Source organism: Streptodolium elevatio (genome assembly GCF_040649515.1).
Lineage (GTDB): Bacteria > Actinomycetota > Actinomycetes > Streptomycetales > Streptomycetaceae > Yinghuangia > Yinghuangia elevatio.
In genome coordinates this window covers 1-18,745 of record NZ_JBEZFP010000171.1, presented here as the reverse complement: position 1 = coordinate 18,745, position 18,745 = coordinate 1, and the positions used below count along the sequence as shown (strand labels likewise).

Here is an 18,745-nt window from a genome sequence, read left to right as displayed (position 1 = left end):
GGCCGCAGCTCGGCCTGGGTTTGGCCGGGCAAGGTCCGCAACGCGGCGAGCGTGCGTGCCACGGTTCGCGGGCCCGGCGAGAATTTGAAGACACGGCCTAGGGACGCGGCGTCAGCGGGCGGCGGCGCGGAAGTCGGCGAGCATGGTGTTGAGGCGGCCCGGGTCCGGGAGTTCGCGGGCGATGCCGTACGCGGTGCCGGCCGTGGCCATCGCAAGTTCGCGTTCGCCTTGGTGGAGTTGGGCGAACGCGAGGCGCATGGTGGCGAACCCGCGATTGCGGCGCAGAGCGGGCGGGATGGTGGTGAGGGCGTGGTGCGCGGCGTATTCGGCGGAGGCCGGGTCGCCGAGCGTCAGGTGCACTTTTGCGGTGAGGGTGTGCATCTCCCCGGGGCCATACGACTGAGCCCAGCTCGGCCGGGCCTTGGTCTGCGCGCGGGCGAGCGCGTCGGCTGCGCGCCCCAGGCGGCGTAGTGCGGCCTGGCGTTCGGCCCGAGTGGCGTGGTCGCAGGCTGCGGAGGCGTGCAACAGCGATGCGTAGAACGGGTCCCGGCGTGCTTCCGCGGACGTCAGCGCTGCCTTGAGCGCGGCCAACGACTCGCTCGGGTTCCCTTGTTGGACGGCGACGAAGGACACGGTGTTCCAGGCGGCGACCTGCGTGGCGCCGTCGCCGGACAGGCCGGCCAGGGTGAGGCTGGACTGACCGTACCGGGAGGCCTGGACCAGATCGCCCGTGTCGATGCAGGACCAGGCGGCCGCCGACGCGAACTGCGCGGCCACGGCGTAGATCCGAGCCCGTACGCGCTGTGTCGCGCTATGAGTCAACGTCTCGCGGCAGGCTTCCGCCCCCTTGAGTGCGGCCAGTTCCAACGCGCGATGCCCGCCCTGGGTGTCGTTGACCGCGTTCAGGGCGGCCAGTTGCTCTTCGAGCCGCCGGGCGTCGCTCATCCCGACGACGGTGGCGGCGGCTGCCGAGGAGGGGAGCGCGACCGCCGTGACTCCGGCAGTCGCACCGATGAACGTACGTCGATTCACGGGTTCCTCCGGTGCCCGCGAGGAGCGTCGGCGACGGCGGGGGACGAACCCCAAGTCCTCGACGGGGCACTTGAATACTTCCATCAAAGCGTCGCGTTGACGCGCATGCGGCCAGCCGCATTCGCCGCTCAGCCAGCGGCGGATCGACTTGTCGGACAGCGTGCCGTACCGGCCCGTGCGCCGGCACTGCACCGCGTTCAGGCGCTCGGCCAACTCCTGCTGCGTGAAACCGTGTTCGCGCAGCGCGGCGGCGAGCTTCAGGTTTCTGGACATGTACGTACGGTAAGCGATCCGATCCGCAACGTGGCCGATTCCGGTGGCCTAAAACGTCCGGTTACCGGCGGGCCACGCCGCCGCGCGGCGACCTGTTGGATGGCGCGCGCTTCCGCTGCGATGGAACGCGTGGGATTTGGCCGTACGAGGCAGGGAGCAGTGGGCATGGGCGAGTCGTCGGGGGAGCAGGCGCGCGCGGAGGCACCGGAGGTGGGCGCTGTCCTGGACACGATCTACGGGCGCGCCCGTGTGATGGACGTGCTGCGGCTCGGCGACGAGCCCGAGACCGTCTACCTGCGCCCCGAGCGCGGTGGCCGCGAATGGACGGTGTCGACGGCGCAGCTGCCGAGTGTGTTGCGGAGAGCCTGACTGCGTAGTGTGCCGAGGAGGCCTGACCGGGCGAGGGTGCTGCGGCGAGCGGCGAGCGGAAAGCCCGACCGCGACCCCCGCCGGTCCGGCGGCGTCGCGGCTCTGCGGTCGCTTCGCCGGCGCCGTCCCATCCGGAAATGTGCCCGGTCAGTGGACAACCATTGTTGTCAATCGCGGTCGGGGCCTACAGTGGCGCCCATGCCCGCCGAACCGTTGGTACCCGTCTTCTCCGAGCAGGAGATCGCCGCCTTGGCGCGCGCCGCGACGACAGACCTCGCCCAGCGTCTCGCCCAGCGCGCGTTCCGTCCGCTGGGCGCCCCGGGGCAGTCTGCAGAGGGTGCGGTGGAGGGCGATGCCTTGGCGACGCTGCATGTTCTGGTACACATGCAGCGGGCGGTCGAAGGGCTCATGGACGAGGCCGCCGCGCAGGCGGTCGGTGACGGTGCCGGATATCCGCAGCTGGGCCGAGCCTGCCGCATCACGCGCCAAGGGGCGCGCAAGCGGTGGCCCGGGTTGGTGCCCACCTCAGGAGGCGCCGCATCCGGGACGCCGGGCGGCGTCGGCCGGGACACGCAGGACGGAACGGCCGACGCGTAGCCGGGTCGGATCGCGGGGGCCGTCCGCCCCCGCGTACAGGCGACGACCGCCTCGGGTTGGTGTGCATCGTGATGCGCGGCCCGGGTAGTGCGGGACGAGCAGGTGATTGGCCGACGCCGACGTTTCGGCAGGCCACGAAGCTATCTAGGGATGGGTGTATGGCTGAGCAGGACGCCCGGCGCCTTGTGGCGCTGCTGTCGTCGGACGACAGAAGGCTGGAGACGCGCTGGGTGGAGGTGGTCACTTCCACGCTCGGCGGGCGCATGAGCCGTGCGGAGATCGAGCGCGAGCTCAGCGAGTTCTACCGGGCTCTGGAGGCCGCGCTCCGCAGCGGCGACACCGATCCGCACGGCGACGCGTTCGCCGAGGTCCGGGCGCTGTTGAACGAGCTGTCGCGGAACCGCGCCCGGCAGGGGTTCACCCCGTCCGAGACCGCGGTCAGCGTCTTCGCGATCAAGCAGGCCCTCGAACCGGACCTGGTCAAGTCCTCGGACCCGCAGGCGATCCTCGACTACCTGGGGCTGTCGCAACTTCTCGACGCCCTGGGCATGTTCACGGTCGAGGCGTACGCCCGGGCCCGCGAGGAGATCATCAGCGCGCAGTCCGAGCAGCTCTTGGAACTGTCCACGCCGGTGGTGAAGCTGTGGGAGGGCGTCATCGCCGTCCCGCTGGTCGGCACCCTGGACTCGGCCCGGACGATGGTCGTCATGGAGAAGATGCTCCAGGCGCTCATCGACACGGGGTCGGAGCAGGCGATCATCGACATCACCGGAGTTCCGGCCGTCGACACGCAGGTTGCGCAGCACCTGCTCAAGACCGTGGTGGCGGCCCGACTCATGGGTGCGGAGTGCACGATCTCCGGCATCCGCCCGCAGATAGCCCAGACGATCGTCGCCCTCGGGATCGAGTTCGGCGACATCGTCACCAAGGCGACCCTCGCCGACGCCCTGCGCCACGCGCTCGGGCGCTCCGTCGGGGACACGTCCCCGTTGACGGCTCGGCGCCGATGAGCCTACGCGTGCCGGTGCTGCGGATCGGCGACTCGCTCCTGGTGTCGATCCAGACCGACCTGGACGACGGATCGGTCCTGGTCCTCCAGGAGGATCTGGCGGCGCGGGTCGTCGAGGACGGTGCGACCGGTGTCGTGATCGACATCTCCGCGGTCGAGATCGTGGACTCCTTCGTCGGCCGCATGCTGGCGACGATCGCGGCCATATCCCGCATGCTGGACGCCGAGACCGTCGTCGTGGGCATGCGCCCGGCGGTGGCTATCACCCTGGTCGAGCTGGGTCTGACACTTGGCGGCGTGCGTACCGCGCTCACCCTGGAGAAGGGGCTCAAGGTCCTGGACGACGCCCGGGACCAAAGGCCTCAGGGCCTGCCCGACGACCCCGAGCTTCGGTGATGTCCCCCGAGAGCGCCGCGGGAACCACCGTCACCGTCGCCATCGGCGCCGCCGGCGATGTTGTGCTGGCCCGGCAGTCGGCGCGGAACCTGGCGCTCGACTGCGGGCTCTCGCTGATCGACCAGACCAAGCTGGTGACCGCGGTGAGCGAGTTGGCGCGCAACACGCTGATCCACGGCGGCGGCGGGGGTATGCGTGCCTCGATCGTGCGGGACGGGGTACGTCGCGGCGTGTCCGCCGTGTTCGAGGACTCCGGCCCCGGCATCGCCGACCTGGACCTCGCCATGACCGACGGCTGGACCTCGGGTACCGGACTGGGGCTCGGCCTGAGCGGGTCGCGCAGGCTCGTCGACTCGTTCGAGATCGACACCGTCCCCGGGCGGGGAACCTCGGTGGCGATCGTGAAGTGGGCCCGGTGACGCTTCATGTGGTGCACTCCGACGACGTGGCGTGGTTCCGGGACAACCTCGGCTCCGTCCGAGGGGCCGCGGCCGCGCTCGGCCGCCGGATCGGCCTCGACGAACAGCGTTGCGGGGAAATCGCGCTCGCGGCCTCCGAGTTGGTGAGCAACCTCGTCAAGCACGCCGTCGACGGCGCCATCGTGCTGCGGGTGCTGCGGGCCGGCGACGAAGCCGGCGTCGAACTGGTGGCCGTCGACCGCGGTCCGGGAATGGCCGACACCGAGGCGGCGGTGCAGGACGGTTGTTCGTCCGTAGGAACTCTCGGCATCGGACTGGGCGCCATCGCACGGCTGGCCGACCTCTTCGACATCCACTCGGTGCCCGGGTTCGGAACGGTCGTGGCCGCGCGCTTCTGGTCCGCCCGCGGAGCCGGACGCCCTGATGCGGGGACGTCACGGCAAGGGCCCGAGGCCGCGGCCGCCGGGATCACCCGGGCGATCAGCGGCGAGGAGGTCTGCGGGGACGCCTGGGCGACCCGTGTCGACGACGGCGACGGCAGACAGTCCGTACGCGCGCCGGCCGGGCGGACGGCGTCGCCTGGTCTCGACTGGTCGGCCCTCACCGGCTTCGGCACGCGCGGCGACACCGGCCGCGCGTGGGCCACCGGCACCGCGGTCGGCACGGCGCCCGCTGCGATCGGCGCCGGCCCGGCGCTGATGGTCATGCTGTGCGACGGACTCGGCCACGGCCCCATGGCTGCCAAGGCCGCCGAGGCGGCGACCCGGACGTTCCGCGGCGGCGGCGCGCGCCACCCCCAGGACGCCATCCAGGAAGTCCACGTCGCCCTCCGCGGCACCCGCGGGGCCGCCGTTGCCGTCGCGCGCATCGAACCCGCCGCGGAACGCGTGCTGTTCTGCGGCGTCGGGAACATCTCCGGCGTTCTACTGGGTGCCGAGACGCACGCGACCCTGACTTCCTATCCGGGCATCGTCGGCCACCAGATGCGCAAACTGCGTAGCTTCGTCCATCCGCTCCCGCCCGGGGGTGCGCTGGTGATGCACTCCGACGGCCTGACCGACCGATGGAGCCTGGACACGGTCCCCGGACTTCTCTCCCAACGGCCTGTCGTGGTCGCCGCGCACCTTCTCGCGCACGCCGGGGTGCGTCGCGACGACGCGAGTGTGGTCGTCGCGAAGGGCGCGTGGTAGCCCGTGCCGGAAAGAGACGACGGCGGCGTCCGGGGTGCGCTGCTGGTCGCCGACATCGCCGACGAGCAGGACGTCTTCGCACTGCGCCGCTACGCCAAGGCCGCCGCCGAGGCCGCCGGGATGGGACGCCTGGACCCCGTGCGCCTGGCCACCGCGCTCAGCGAACTCGGGCGTGATCTGCTCGGGCCGACGCCCTTGACGGCCGTGTTCGACGTGCCGGAGAAGGACCCGGACACGCTGCGCGTCGAGTTGATCTGGCGGGACGACCGGGAGCCGACCCCGGAGTCCCACCGTGCGGTGACCCGGCTTCTCGGCGACGCCAACCCCCGTCTGGTGCGCGCGGGCGACGGACGGGGCGGACGCGTCCTGCTGGACTGCCCGCTCCCGCCCGGCGACGGCGTGGCCTTGCGGCGTCGGCGGATCAGGGACGCCCTGGCGGCCGCGGCCGGCGCGGCCGCGGGCCTGGCCGAGGGGCTGCGGGCGCAGACCCGCGACCTGATGGCCGCCCTGGAGGAATCGAACGCCCAGCGCGAGGAGTTGGAACGGCTCAACCGCGAACTCGAGGACACCAACAAGGGTGTCATGGCCCTGTACACCGAGCTGTCCCAGGAACTCGAGGAGACCAACCGCGGCGTGGTCGCGCTGTACGCCGAACTGGAGGAGAAGAGCCGCCTGTTGCGCGAGGCAGGCGAGTCGAAGATGCGGTTCTGGTCCACCATCAGCCATGAGCTCCGCACCCCGATCAACGCCGTCATCGGCCTGAGCCGCCTGGTCCTGTCGCCGGACTCGGATCCGCTCACCAAGGAACAGCACCGCCAGGTCTCCCTGGTCGCGACGGCGGGGACGACGCTCCTGGTACTGGTCGACGAACTCCTCGACATGGCCAAGGCGGAGGCCGGGCGCCTGCAGCCGCACATCACCCGGGTCGACCTGGCCGCGACGTGCGCGCAACTGCGGGGCGTGCTGGTGGGCACCGGTGACCCGGGAGATGTCGCGCTCGTGCTTCCCGAGCGCACCACACCCCGGTACGTCGACACCGACGAAGTCATGCTCATCCGCATCCTGCGCAACCTGCTGTCCAACGCCCTCAAATTCACCGTGCGCGGCGAGGTGCGGCTCGACGTCGCCGTGTTGTCCGGGCAGGGCGTCCAGATCACCGTGACCGACACCGGCATCGGCATCCCGGCGGACGAACTCGACCGGGTCTTCGAGGAGTTCCATCAGGTCCCCGGCCCGCTCCAGCGGGTCCGCCCGGGCACCGGGCTCGGTCTGGCGTACGCCCGCCGGCTCACCGAAGCCCTCGGCGGCACGCTGACCCTGCACAGCACCCTCGGCGAGGGCACCCGCGCGTGCCTGTCCCTACCGTTCGCTCTGGAGGACGACGACGGCCTCGTCCGGCCGCTCGCCGGCATCGTGGTCGTCGACGACGACCCGGTGTTCCACGAGGTGTTCAAACCGCTGATGCACGCCGTCGCGGAACGCGTCGTCGAGTTGACCCGGGGGGCGGATGTCGTCGACGTGGTGCGCCGCGAGCGTCCCACCGGCGTGGTCCTCGACCTCCAGATGCCCGACACCGACGGCTACGCCGTCCTGGCGGAACTGGCTGCCGACGACGAACTGCGGGACATACCCGTGGTGGTGCTGACCGCGTCGGACCCTGCCGAGCAGAACCTCGGCCGGCTCCGGCACGCACGGGGTGTCCTGTCCAAGCACGGCGTGAGCGCACGCCGCATCGTGGAGATACTGGGCGCGGGGTCCCGGGAAGGCGGCCTGACGTGAGCACGACCGAGCCCCTCGCGCCGGAAGTCGGCGCCCGTCTGCTGGTCGTCGACGACAACGCGGCGAACCGGTACGTCCTGCGCAGCTGGCTCGAACGCGCCGGCCACAGCGTGGTCGAGGCCGCCGACGGCGCGGCCGCGCTGGCGACCCTCGCACGGCTCGACCCGGTGCCGGAGCTTGCCATCGTCGACGTCCGGCTCCCGGACATGAGCGGGTTCGAGGTGTGCGAGCGCATCAAGGCGGACCCGCGGACCACGGGCATACCGGTGGTCCACGTGTCGGCCATCGCGGTCGCGACCGACGACCGCACGCAGGGCCTGTACCGCGGCGCGGACGCGTACCTTACCGAACCCATCGCGCCCACGGAGCTGTTGGCGACGGTGACCGCCGCGCTGCGCTATAGCCGGGCCCGGACCAGGGCCGAGCGGCTCACGGAGCGGATCCGGGACCTGCACCGGGCCACGCTGGACGTGTACGCCACACAGGACGTGGCGGCGCTCGCCGAGGCCGCCGCCGCCGGGGCGTTCGGACTGTTCGGCACGAGCGTGCTCGTGCTCGCGCAGGCGTCCCGGAGGGAGCCCGTCTACGTCGCCCGGCACGACCGGCACGGGCCCGCGAATGCGGTGGCCGGCTCGCCGCGACTGCTCGCGGCGCTGGCCGCGAGGGCGCTGTCGAAGCGGGTCGGGGTGGCGGCGGTCGACGTCCCGGCGCGGGAGTGGCGCGGCCTCCATCGGGCGGCGACGGAGCCCCGGGGCCCGGGCCCCGGGGTCCCCGACCCGCGCGTCGCGGACCCTGTTGTCGCCGAATCCGATGTCCCGGGCCCTGTGGTCCCCGACCGCGATGTCCGGGGCCCTGGGGTCCCCGGCTCCGTTGTCCCCGATCCCGCCACGGGACTGGACGGCGACGTGCTGGTGGTTGTGGCCCGCGCCCGGGCCGGGCAGCCGCCGGTCTGCATGGTGGTGGACGCCGGTGTCCCGTCCGCCGACGAAGCCCGCCCGATACTCACCCAGTTCGCACAGGCCGTGGCCATGGCGCTGGAGGCGGTGCGGACGTACGCGGAGGAACACGACCTGGCGGTGACGCTGCAGCGCTCCCTGCTCCCTGCCAGGCTGCCCGACAGCGGGGCGACGATGGCCGTGCGGTACCTGCCCGCGGCCCAGCGCAGCGAGGTCGGAGGCGACTTCTACGACGCGTTCGCCACCGACGCCGGCCTGCTGGTCGCAGTCGGGGACGTCGCGGGCCACTCGCTGGAGGCGGCGGTGGTGATGGGCCAACTACGCCACGCCCTGCGGGCGTACGCGCTCGAAGGACACGGGCTGCGCGAGCTGGTCGTGCGGCTGGACGCCTATCTCGACCACGAATGCCCGACCTGGACGGCCACCATGTGCCTGGTCCTGGTGGCCCCGGACCGGTCCGGCGTCGAGGTCGCCAACGCCGGCCACCTCCCGCCGCTCCTGGCCCGACCCGGCGAACGGCCGGAGTACCTCACCGCACACGGGCCGCTGCTCGGGGTCGGCCTCGTGCATCCCGAGACCACCACGCACCGGGTGGTGCCGGGCACCCGCTTGGTGATGATCACCGACGGCCTGGTGGAGAGGCGCCGCGGCGACATGCAGATACAACTGGACAGGCTGCTGGAGCTGGTGGCAGAGGCGTCGACCGGAGGCCCGGGAGACTCGGACACCGAAGGCCTGTGCGACCTCCTCGTCGACGCGTTCGGTGGTGCTGACCACGAGGACGACGTGGTGGTGGTCGCCGTCGACATCGAGGCTCCCTGAGCCCGCAGCCCGCAGCCCGCAGCCCGCAGCCCGCAGCCGGCAGCCCCCTGGCCCGCAGCGCAGCCCCGCGGTCCCGAGCCCGTGGCTCTGAGCCGACAGCTCTGGGCCCGTAGCCCGCGGACCTGAACCCGCCGCCGCACCTCTGAGCCCTCGGCCGCCGACACAACCGTCGACTTCCGTTGTTCAGGGATTGCCCTTGGCGTGGCGCCTTGTTGGGGCGGGGTTCCTAGCGTCGGCCACCATGACCATCACGCACAGCTCGGCGCGCCCCCGCCGTACGACGGTTCTGGGGCTGGCCGCCCTGGCCACCGCTTCCTTGTTGCCACTCGCCGCGTCGGCCCCGGCCGGGGCCGACCCTGCCGCCGCCCCGAACGCCGCCACCGCCTCCGCACCCGGCGATGTGGTGGTGTCCGCGGACTTCTCCGGGGACCGGCTCCCCGAGGGATGGCAGGCCGTCGACGGCCAGTGGACCGTCAGCGGCGGTCGGCTGTACGGGGTTTCGGCCTCCTCGGCGCAACTGGGCCGGATCACCTTCGGACGCAACCTCACCGACTTCCGGTTCGAGGCGACCGCCCGGTTCGAGAGCGTCGTGGACGCCGCGCGCTGGACCGCGCTCGGGCTGGACGTGCCGGCGAGCGGCGCCGTGCCGTGGTCGATCGCGACCATGCGCAGCGGTACGACGGCCGCCAACGGACTGGAGTTCGCGCAGCGCACCGCCGCCAACACCTGGAACGTCACGGACACCGCCGCCGCGCCCGACGCGGCCGGGGTCGGACGCGACGTGCGGATCGCCGCCGAGGTGCACGGCGGCCAGGCGCGCTGGTTCTTCGACGGCAAGGAGGCCCTGCGGACCTCGCGTGTGCAGCGGTCCGCCGACGGGGGACAGGCACTGCTCGTCAACGGCTCGCGCGTGTCCTTCGACGACGTCAAGGTCACCGCCCTCGGCCCGGCAGGCTACCTGCGCCCGGCCGGATCGCCGCTGACCGTGATCGCGCACCGGGGCGCCTCGTCGGCGGCGCCGGAGAACACCCTCGTGTCGGACGAGGTGGCCCGGCGCGGCGGGGCGGAGTGGATCGAGAACGACGTCCAGCCAGCAAGGACGGCGTGCCGCACATCCTGCACGACACCACCGTGGACCGGACGACCGACGGAGTCGGCCCGATCCGCGCGCTGACCGGCGCCCAACTCGCCGGGCTGGACGCCGGGTCGTGGTTCGCGCCCGCGTACACCGGCGCCCGCGTGCCCACCCTGACCGCGCAATTGGACGACCTGCGCACGCGCGGCGGCAAGTTGCTGCTGGAGATCAAGGGCGCGCACACCCGGGACGAGGTCGCGCGCATCGTCGCCGACATCCGTGCGGCGGGTATGACGGACCGGGTGTTCGTGCAGAGCTTCGAGGTCGACGCGCTGCGGTACGTGCGCGACCTGGCTCCCGAACTCCCGCGCGGCCTGCTGCGCAGCACGTTGGACGCCGACCCGGTGGCGATCTCCGCGGAACTCGGCCTGGCGTCGTACAACCCGTCCGACGCCGCCCTCACGACCCGGCCCGGTGTCGTCGCCGACCTGCACCGCGCAGGCGTCGCCCTGATGGTGTGGACCGTGGACAGTGCGGCCCGCTGGCAGGCGCTGGAGGCCGCCGGCGTGGACGCGATCATCACCAACCGCCCGGCGGAGCTGGCCGGATGGAACGCCGCCTTCGCGCAGCGCCCGGTGCCGCAGCCGCCCGCGCCGCCGGCGGTCCGGGTGACCGGTCTGACGGACGGCGCCACGCTGGACCGCGCGCAGACCCCGGTGGTCGGGTCCGCCGCGACCGGCGCGGACAAGGTCGCACTGACCCTGGACGGCACGGCGATTGCCGCGGACAAGCCCCTCGACCTGCGCACGCTCCCGGCCGGCCGCCACACCGTCACCGCGGAAGCCGTCGGCCCCGGCGGCACCGCTTCGGCAACGGCGGTCTTCACGGTCGCGGTGACCCCGACCGGCCTGGCCCACGTGCTCCTCACCTCGGGGGCCCAGCCGCACGCCGTCTCCACCCTGATGACGATGCTGGCGCAGAACCAGTGGACCCCGCTGGCACTGTGGGCCGAGAACCAGTCCGGACGTACGATCCCCGCCCCCGTGGCCAAGGTCGTCGTGGCGGACGCGCGCATCCTCGCGGGCCGCTGACCGACAGCGGCGTACGACAACGGGCGGTGGCTCCGGCGGGTGCCGGGGCCACCGCCCGCGTCGTGCGGCGGAAGCGGGGCGTGTCAGCCCAGTTCGTTGCCGAGGATGGAGATGAAGGAGACCATCTCGCCCGGGTAGCCGCCCAGGTTGTGGGTGAGGGCGAGCTTGCGGTCGGTCTCCGGGATGCGGCGCTCGGCCGGGGCCTCGCCGCGCATTTGCAGCCAGGCCTCGAACATCATGCGCAGCCCGGAGGCGCCGACCGGGTGCCCGAAGGACTTGAGGCCGCCGTCGGGGTTGACCGGGAGGCGTCCGTCGAGGTTGAAGGCCCCGGCGAGGACCTCCTTCCAGGCGGTGCCGCGGTCGGCGAACTGCAGGTCCTCCATGAGGGCCAGCTCGGTCGGGGTGAAGCAGTCGTGCACCTCGGCCATCGCGATCTGGTTGCGCGGGTCGGTGACGCCCGCCTGGGCGTACGCGTCCTTCGCGCAGGCCGCGATCTCCCAGAAGGTCGTGTAGTCGTACTCGGGGTCGATCACGCCCGAGCCGTTGCCCGCGACCATCGACAGCGCCTTGATGAAGAGCGGCTTGTCGGTGTACTTGTACGCGTCCTCGGCCCGCACCACGATCGCCGCCGCCGCGCCGTCCGCGACGCCCGCGCAGTCGAAGACGCCGAGCTGGCCGGCGAGCTTCGGCATCGCGGAGATCTTCTCCGGCGCGATCTCCTTGCGGAACTGCGCGCGCGGGTTGCGGGCGCCGTTGTAGTGGTTCTTCGACGCGATGTGCGACAGGACGGCGCGCATCTCCTCCTCGGAGACGCCGTACTTGTGGCCGTACGCGGGCGCCACCATCGAGAACATCGCCGCCGCGGTGAGCGTGCGCGCGGTGCCGTCGCCGGGAACCGGGAACGCGTTGAGGCCCTGGTAGCCGCCGTCCTTGACCTTCTCGACGCCGACCGCCATCGCGACGTCGTACGCGCCCGAGGCGACCGCGTACGCGGCCTGCCGCAGCGCCTCCGAGCCCGTCGCGCACATGTTCTCGACGCGCGTGACCGGCTTGTTCTGGATCTGCAGCGGCTTGGACAGCACCATGCCGCTCATGCCGGTCTGCGCGGTGCCGAGCCAGAAGGCGTCGACGTCGTCCTTCGCGATGCCCGCGGACGCGAACGTCTCCTGCGCGGCGTCGATCAGCAGGTCGTCGGTGCCCTTGTCCCAGGCCTCGACGAAGGGCGTGCAGCCCATGCCGACGATCGCGACGCGGTCCTTGATGCCGTGGGATCCCATACTCAGGCCTCCTGCGCCGCTGCGGACGAAGACGGGGACGGGGAGGTCCGCACCGGGCGGGCCTTCCAGAAGTAGTTGTGGATGCCGTCGCCGGTACCGATCCGACGGAACGTCAGCTCGACCCGGTCACCGATCGCGACCTGGTCGGCGTCCATGTCCGTCAGCTCGATCGGCAGCCGCCCTCCGCCGTCGAAGTCCACGACCGCGAACACCACCGGCGGGGACGGCGAGTACGCCATCCGGTCAATGGTGAACGTCTTGACGGTGCCCACCGATTCCGCCATCGGGATCGGCTCCATGTCGTCCACCGCGCCACCGTTCATCGACACGCGCGCGGGCGGCAGGTGCAGGGCACCCGAGGAACGGTCCTGCGAGCCGACGAACCCGAACTTCCAGTCCACCGACCGCACCGCGGCCGACGACGAGGTGCGCGCGGGCTCCGGCCGCCGTGGCGGCTCGACCTGGAGCGTGCCGCGCCAGGCCAGGAACTTGCCGTACGCGATCGGCGCGCCGCCGGCGACCTGCGCGGCGACCGGGCGCGTCGGAGCGTACGAGCCCAGCGCCTCGGTGGTGCGGAACAGGAACACCTCGGCGCCGTCCGACAGGACGACCACCGCGACGACCTTGCCCGCGGCCGAACCGGCCGTGCCCGCGAGGGAGTCGAGGACGGACGCGAGCAGCACGCCGGGGTGCGCCGCGCCGGTGGTGCCCACGGTCGCGGCGAGGTCGTCCGCGAGCACCCCTTCGCGTACCCCGAGCTTGCGGCCGAGGCTGGCCACCGCGCGGGCGTGCAGGCCGGTGACCACGGCGTGGTCGACCTGGTCGGCGGTCAGGCCGGTCGACTTGAGGGCGTCCGTCCAGGCCTGGCGTCCGGCGGCGAGGTACTGGTTCTCGCCGAACTTCTCCTCCCACAGCTTCGAGCGCGTGTCGCCCGGCGTACGCCAGCGGTCGACGAACTCGGCCGTGGCGGAGGCACCGCCCAGGTACTCCGCGATGACCGCGCCGTCCGCCGCCGACCCGACGAGCAGGGCCGAGGCGCCGTCGCCGCCCGCCGACTCGTCGCCGGAGCCGGGCAGGCCGCCGCGGATGTCCGCGCCGACGACCAGGGCGGACGAGCCCCCGTCGAGGGCCAGGCGGAGCAGGCCCGCGGCCGAGCGCACCGAGCCCGTCGCGTCGATGGCGGCCACGCCGCCGTCCAGCCGCAGTGCGGCGTGGATCGCCGTCGCGTTGGTGCGGTCCGCGTACGCGGGCGCGACCGTCGCGAACAGCAGCGAGCGCGGTGAGACACCGGGCGTGTCGCGCAGCGCGTTGCGCGCCGCCTCCACGCCGAGGGTGGTGGTGTCCTCGTCGAACGACGCGACGGTGCGGGTGCCCCGTCCGCCGCCGGTGCCCGCGACCGGGGCGATGCCCTTGCGGTCGAGGCGGCGGTACGGCAGGTACGCGCCATAGCCCAGGATGCCGCGCACGGCTCCTCCGGTGTTCGGTGTGGTCATCGTGGTAGGTACCGTCACTTCCGCTCGTCGGCGCTCTGTGGCGAGTCGTCGCAGTCCATCAGTTCGGGCAGTGCAGTTCGGGCTGTGCAGGCTGTGCAGGCGGTGCGGGCTGTGCAGGCGGTGCGGGCAGTGCAGACCGGGTGCGGGGCCGGGGCTGTTCTTCGTGTCCGGGTGCTTCGTGTGCCGGTGCTTCGTGTGCTGTGTCTCCGCGGTGTTGCGTGCGCTGTGCTCTGTTCCGTTCTGTTCTGTTCTGTTCCGAGTGCAGTCTGCGCCCCGCGCGCAGCCCGCCGACGGATCAGCCGGTCGCGCCGGACTCGGTCAGGCGCGCGATCTCCTCCGGCGACAGCCCGAGTTCGTCGCGCAGGATCTCCTCGGTGTGCTCGCCGAGCCACGGCACCCGGCTCGCGGGCGCCTCGGCCACCTTGGACAGCTTGACCGGGTTGCCCGGCGAGAGCACCGGCTCGGGTACGCCGTCCGTACGCTCCATCGCCACGAGCATCTTGCGGTTCCTGACGTGCTCGTCCTCGATGACGTCGCCCGGGTTGTAGATCGGGCCGGACGCCACGCCCACCCCGCTGAGCGCCGCGCACGCCTGGACGCGGCTCTTGTCCGCCGCCCACGTCTCCACCCCGGGGCGGATGATGTCCTCGAGGTGGTTGAACCAGTCCTGCGGGCCGGCCAGACGCGGGTCGTCGACCCACTCCGGGTGGCCGACCAGCTCGGCGAGCGCCTTGAACATGTGCGGGCGGGCGCACTGGATGATCAGGTAGCCGTCGAAGGCCTTGAACGAGTGGTTGATGAGCGGGGCCAGGCCCGGGTCCTTCAGGCCCATCGACCAGTAGCTGATGCCGGCGTCGTTGAGGGCGACCATCGCGTCGAACATCGCGATGTCGACGTACTGGCCCTGCCCGGTCGCGTCGCGGTGCCGCAGCGCCGCGAGCACGCCGATGACGGCGAACAGCGCCGATCCGGTGTCGCCGAGCGCACCGAGCGGCGACACGATCGGCGCGATGCCGGGGGCGCGCTTGAACTCGTAGAGGCCGGCCATGCCCTCGGCGATCGGGGCGTACGCCGGCCAGCTCGTGTACGGGCTGTCGCTGGTGTTGCCGAAGCCGGACACCGACAGGTAGATGGCCCGCGGGTTGATGGCGGCGATGTCCTCGTAGCCGAGGCCGAGCCGGCCCGCGACGCCCGGCTTGAAGTTCTCGCACACGATGTCGGCCTTCGCCGCCAGCTTGCGCACGATCTCCAGGCCCTCGGGGTTCTTCAGGTCCACGGTGATGCTGCGCTTGCCCATGTTGTTGCGCAGGAACGTCACCCCGACCTTGCGGCCCTCGGGGTCGTTCATCGACGGCAGCGAGGTCCGCCCCGAGTCGCCCGTCCCCGGCGACTCGATCTTGATCACCTCGGCGCCGAACCTGGCCAGCATCTGGGTCGCGTACGGCAGGGCCTGCATCTGCTCGATGGCCAGGACCCGGACCCCGTCCAGGGGCTTCCCGAACCGCTCAAGGCCCTCGTCGCCGACCTCTCCCACGCTCATTGTGTCTCCGTCCATGGTGGTGCCCGTTCTGGCCGGATGACCCGCCTGACCTGGGCTTCCGCCACCGGCCAGGGGTTTCCACCCTGCCTTGCCACCATAGCTGACGGAGAGTCAGATAAGCAGGGGGTGCGGGCGTGACGGAGCGCACGCACTCGGCTGCGGCAGGGTTTGCGCCCAGTCGACGACGCGGCCGCGGGCGATGCGGGCCGCGGTCACGACGATGATGCCGGCGGGCAGTGCGAGGGTGGGGCCCGCACCCGGGCTCGGGGAGGCCGAGTCGGCCGGACGCCGGAGTTCGGGGCCTGGTCGGGCGGATTCAGGAGTGGCGGCGGCTGCCCGGGGTGAAGGTGACCGGGAGGTGCTTGATGCCGCCGATGAAGCTGGAGCGGAGGATCTCCGGGGGACCGGCGAGGGTGAGGTCGGGGAGGCGCTCGACGATCTCCTCGAAGATCAGCTTCAGCTCCATGCGGGCCAGGTTCGCGCCCAGGCAGAAGTGCGCCCCGCCCCCGCCGAAGGCGACCTGCGGGTTGGGCGAGCGGGTGATGTCGAAGGTGAACGGGTCCGCGAAGACCGACTCGTCGCGGTTGGCGGAGATGTACCAGAGCACGACCTTGTCGCCCGCGGACATCTCCCGGCCGCCGATCTCGACGTCGCGGGTGACGTGGCGGCGGAAGTAGTAGACCGGGCTGGCCCACCGCAGGAACTCCTCGACCGCGCCGTCCATCAGCCCGGCCGGGTCGGCCTTGAGGGCCGCGAAGGTCTCGGGGTTCTGGAGCAGCGCGAGCATCGCCCACGACGTGGTGTTGCGCGTCGTCTCGTTGCCGGCTACCGCGAGGAGCAGCATGAAGAAGTCGAACTCGGTCTCGCTGAGCCGGTCGCCGTCGATCTCCGCGTTGATGAGCTTGGTGACGATGTCGTCGCGCGGGTCCTCGCGCCGCCGGTCGGCCAGCTGGTGCGCGTACCCGTACAGCTCCGCCGCAGCGGCGCCGCCGCTGCCGTCCTCGTCGACGAACTCGGGGTCGTCGATCCCGATCATGCGGTTGGTCCAGTCGAACAGCAGCCGCCGGTCCTCCTGCGGCACGCCCATGATCTCGGCGATCGCCTGGAGCGGCAGTTCGGCGGCGAGGTCCTCGACGAAGTCGCACGCGCCGCGTTCGATGATGTTGTCCACGATCAGGTGCGCGCGGTGGCGTAGGTGCTGCTCCAGCAGCCGGATCATGCGCGGCGTGAACCCGGTGTTGACGAGCTTGCGGTAGCGGGTGTGCTTGGGCGGGTCGGTGTAGAGCATCATCAGGCCGCGCAGGTCGCTGCCGCCGCCTCCGCCGACCGCGCGCAGTTCGTCCGCGGTCACGAACCCGTTGACGCCCTCGGCCTCGGACGAGAACGTCTGGCTGTCGCGGCTCGCGGCCACCACGTCCGCGTGCCGGGTGAGGTTCCAGAAGCCCGCGTCGGTCGGGTGCTCGTGCCACGCGACCGGGGCCTCGGCGCGCAGCCTGCGGAACATCTCGTGGTGTTCGCCGTCGCGGAACCGGTCCAGGTCGAGCAGGTCGATCCCGGGCGGGACGACGGGACGCGAGGCGGTGTTCGGCGAGGGCATGACACGTCTCCTCGTACCGGCATGGATGGTGGTGCCGGCCTTGTCGGACCAGAGCTGCGATGCTACGGCGATTTACTTGCTCCGGACAAGGATTCGGGGCGTCGGTGCGGGTGGCCGGCACCCGCCGAGGGGGCGGCGCGGTGTTGCGGCGACGGCCGGGCGGGGTGGGGGAGCGGGCCGGGGCGACGGTGTACGGGCCATCCACTTTCCGGGCCGCATCGCGTACGGTGCGCCCTACCGACGGGGCGAAGCAGCGACATGGCGACGACGCACTGGCGACGCACTGACGCACTGACGACGAGACGACGACGATCCGGGGAGACACGATGCGCGCGGACGAGTACACGGCACTGGACGGGACCGGCCTGGCCGCCCTGGTGACGAAAGGCGAAGTGACGCGCGAGGAGGTCCTGGACGCCGCACTCGCCGTGCTGGCCGAGCGAGGTACCGAGACGAACGCGCTCGTCGAGGTCTCCGAGGAGCAGGCCCGCGCCGCGGCGCGGGCGGGCGTGCCGGGTGCGTTCGCGGGCGTACCGACGCTCATCAAGGACCTCGGCTGCGACGTCGCCGGGCTGCCCACCCGCAACGGCTCGCGCCTGTTCGCGGACGCCGCGCCGTCCGAGGACGAGAGCACCCTCGTCAGCCGGCTGCGCGGGGTCGGCGCCGGAATCCTCGGCAAGACCGGGACCCCCGAGTTCGGCTTCGGCACCAGCACCGAGCCCGCCCTGAGCGGCCCGGTGCGCAATCCGTGGAACACCGCGCACAGCGCGGGCGGCTCCAGCGGCGGATCGGCGGCTGCCGTCGCGGCCGGGATCGTGCCCTTCGCGCACGCGACCGACGGCGGCGGCTCGATCCGCATTCCGTCGTCCTGCTGCGGGCTGTTCGGCCTCAAGCCCAGCCGCGGCCGGGTCAGCCTCGGCCCGAAGGGCGAGAACTGGGCGGGGCTTTCGGTCGCCCACATGGTCACGCGCAGTCTGCGCGACAGCGCGGCGCTGCTCGACGTCCTCGGGGCGCCGGCGCCGGGGGAGCCGTACGGTGCGCCCGGCCCGGCCCGGCCGTACCGCGACGAGGTCGGCGCCGACCCGGGCCGCCTGCGCATCGGACTGCTGGTCGACGCCCCCGACCCGGCCGTCGACGTCGACCCGGCCTGCCGCGACGCGGCGCGCGACGCCGCCGCCCGGCTCGCGTCGTTCGGACACGAGATCGAACCGCTCGCCTGGCCCTCGACGTTGGTCCGGCCGGGCGAGGTCGTCTCGGTGATCTCCGCCGTGCACACCGCGCGCACCGTCGACCAACGGCTCGCCGAACTCGGGCGCGAGCAGCGCGAGGACGACCTCGACGGCGCGACCGCGATCGTGGTCGGCCACGGCCGCCGGATCGACCTGACCCGCTACGTCGACGCCATCGACACCATGTACGCGACAGGCCGCCTGATCGCCGGCTTCATGTCCGGCTTCGACGCGCTGCTCACCCCGTCCATGGCCGTCACGCCGCCGCCGATCGGCGAGTTGGACCCGAACCGCGACCCGGCGTCGGCCCTCCAGGGCATGCGCGGGATGGCCGCCTTCACCGGCCTGTTCAACGTCACCGGCCAGCCCGCCGCGTCGATCCCCTTCGGCCGCACCGCCGACGGCCTCCCCCTCGCCGTCCAACTGGTGACCCCCTACGGCGACGAGTCCACCATCCTCCGCCTCGCCGGCCAACTCCTCGACGGCGACCTGCTCCCCATCGCATAACCACAAGTCACGACGAACGCGTGGCACCCCGGAAGGTGCCGCGGTCGGGCGCCGGTTGAACCCGCTGTGGCCGGCAACGCTCACCGCGTTGCCG

Annotated in this window: 16 protein-coding genes; 11 read left to right on the top strand and 5 right to left on the bottom strand. The window is 72.4% G+C overall.

Annotation, left to right across the window (positions count from 1 at the left end):
* Window positions 1-111: 111 nt before the first annotated feature.
* Window positions 112-1,305 (bottom strand): NsdA family TPR-like regulatory protein, encoded by a 1,194-nt coding sequence (locus AB0C36_RS38540; protein ID WP_358363452.1) that lies wholly within the window; start codon window positions 1,303-1,305, stop codon window positions 112-114.
* A 165-nt stretch (window positions 1,306-1,470) separates the two neighbouring features.
* On the opposite strand from AB0C36_RS38540, the gene AB0C36_RS38535 reads away from it, so the two are divergent.
* The 10 genes from AB0C36_RS38535 (at window position 1,471) to AB0C36_RS38490 (ending at window position 11,008) form a co-directional block, all read left to right on the top strand.
* Entirely contained in the window at window positions 1,471-1,674 is a 204-nt protein-coding gene (locus AB0C36_RS38535; RefSeq protein ID WP_358363450.1) for a hypothetical protein, read from the top strand.
* Between the two features lie 198 nt (window positions 1,675-1,872).
* Window positions 1,873-2,271: a hypothetical protein gene (locus AB0C36_RS38530; RefSeq protein ID WP_358363448.1), complete on the top strand. Its 399-nt coding sequence runs from the start codon at window positions 1,873-1,875 to the stop codon at window positions 2,269-2,271.
* Between the two features lie 158 nt (window positions 2,272-2,429).
* Window positions 2,430-3,281, top strand: a complete 852-nt coding sequence (locus tag AB0C36_RS38525) for an STAS domain-containing protein (RefSeq protein ID WP_358363447.1) — start codon at window positions 2,430-2,432, stop codon at window positions 3,279-3,281.
* Window positions 3,278-3,676, top strand: coding sequence for an STAS domain-containing protein (locus AB0C36_RS38520; RefSeq protein ID WP_358363446.1), 399 nt, complete (start codon window positions 3,278-3,280; stop codon window positions 3,674-3,676). The genes AB0C36_RS38525 and AB0C36_RS38520 overlap by 4 nt, the downstream gene beginning before the upstream one ends.
* On the top strand, window positions 3,676-4,095 hold the full coding sequence (locus AB0C36_RS38515; RefSeq protein WP_358363445.1) for an ATP-binding protein: 420 nt from the start codon (window positions 3,676-3,678) through the stop codon (window positions 4,093-4,095). The genes AB0C36_RS38520 and AB0C36_RS38515 overlap by 1 nt, the downstream gene beginning before the upstream one ends.
* A complete protein-coding gene (locus AB0C36_RS38510; protein WP_358363443.1) occupies window positions 4,083-5,285 on the top strand; it encodes an ATP-binding protein in 1,203 nt (400 codons plus the stop codon). Before AB0C36_RS38515 ends, AB0C36_RS38510 begins: the two co-directional genes overlap by 13 nt.
* Window positions 5,286-5,288: 3 nt before the next feature.
* On the top strand, window positions 5,289-7,064 hold the full coding sequence (locus AB0C36_RS38505) for an ATP-binding response regulator (RefSeq protein WP_358363441.1): 1,776 nt from the start codon (window positions 5,289-5,291) through the stop codon (window positions 7,062-7,064).
* On the top strand, window positions 7,061-8,842 hold the full coding sequence (locus AB0C36_RS38500) for a SpoIIE family protein phosphatase (protein WP_358363439.1): 1,782 nt from the start codon (window positions 7,061-7,063) through the stop codon (window positions 8,840-8,842). Before AB0C36_RS38505 ends, AB0C36_RS38500 begins: the two co-directional genes overlap by 4 nt.
* A 241-nt stretch (window positions 8,843-9,083) precedes the next feature.
* The gene (locus tag AB0C36_RS38495; protein ID WP_358363438.1) at window positions 9,084-10,016 is read left to right on the top strand and encodes a hypothetical protein; all 933 of its coding nucleotides are present in this window, start codon (window positions 9,084-9,086) and stop codon (window positions 10,014-10,016) included.
* Window positions 9,947-11,008 (top strand): glycerophosphodiester phosphodiesterase, encoded by a 1,062-nt coding sequence (locus AB0C36_RS38490; protein WP_358363436.1) that lies wholly within the window; start codon window positions 9,947-9,949, stop codon window positions 11,006-11,008. Before AB0C36_RS38495 ends, AB0C36_RS38490 begins: the two co-directional genes overlap by 70 nt.
* An 83-nt stretch (window positions 11,009-11,091) precedes the next feature.
* Here the strand turns inward: AB0C36_RS38490 and AB0C36_RS38485 are convergent, their stop codons facing one another.
* From AB0C36_RS38485 to AB0C36_RS38470, 4 genes are all read right to left on the bottom strand, one after another.
* Window positions 11,092-12,285: an acetyl-CoA acetyltransferase gene (locus AB0C36_RS38485; RefSeq protein ID WP_358363435.1), complete on the bottom strand. Its 1,194-nt coding sequence runs from the start codon at window positions 12,283-12,285 to the stop codon at window positions 11,092-11,094.
* A 2-nt stretch (window positions 12,286-12,287) separates the two neighbouring features.
* On the bottom strand, window positions 12,288-13,778 hold the full coding sequence (locus AB0C36_RS38480; protein ID WP_358363433.1) for an OB-fold domain-containing protein: 1,491 nt from the start codon (window positions 13,776-13,778) through the stop codon (window positions 12,288-12,290).
* Between the two features lie 295 nt (window positions 13,779-14,073).
* Window positions 14,074-15,318, bottom strand: coding sequence for a CaiB/BaiF CoA transferase family protein (locus AB0C36_RS38475; RefSeq protein ID WP_358363432.1), 1,245 nt, complete (start codon window positions 15,316-15,318; stop codon window positions 14,074-14,076).
* Between the two features lie 316 nt (window positions 15,319-15,634).
* Window positions 15,635-16,915: a cytochrome P450 gene (locus AB0C36_RS38470; protein WP_358363431.1), complete on the bottom strand. Its 1,281-nt coding sequence runs from the start codon at window positions 16,913-16,915 to the stop codon at window positions 15,635-15,637.
* A gap of 326 nt (window positions 16,916-17,241) precedes the next feature.
* Between AB0C36_RS38470 and AB0C36_RS38465 the strand changes: the two genes are divergently transcribed.
* Entirely contained in the window at window positions 17,242-18,651 is a 1,410-nt protein-coding gene (locus AB0C36_RS38465; RefSeq protein ID WP_358363429.1) for an amidase, read from the top strand.
* Window positions 18,652-18,745: the final 94 nt, after the last annotated feature.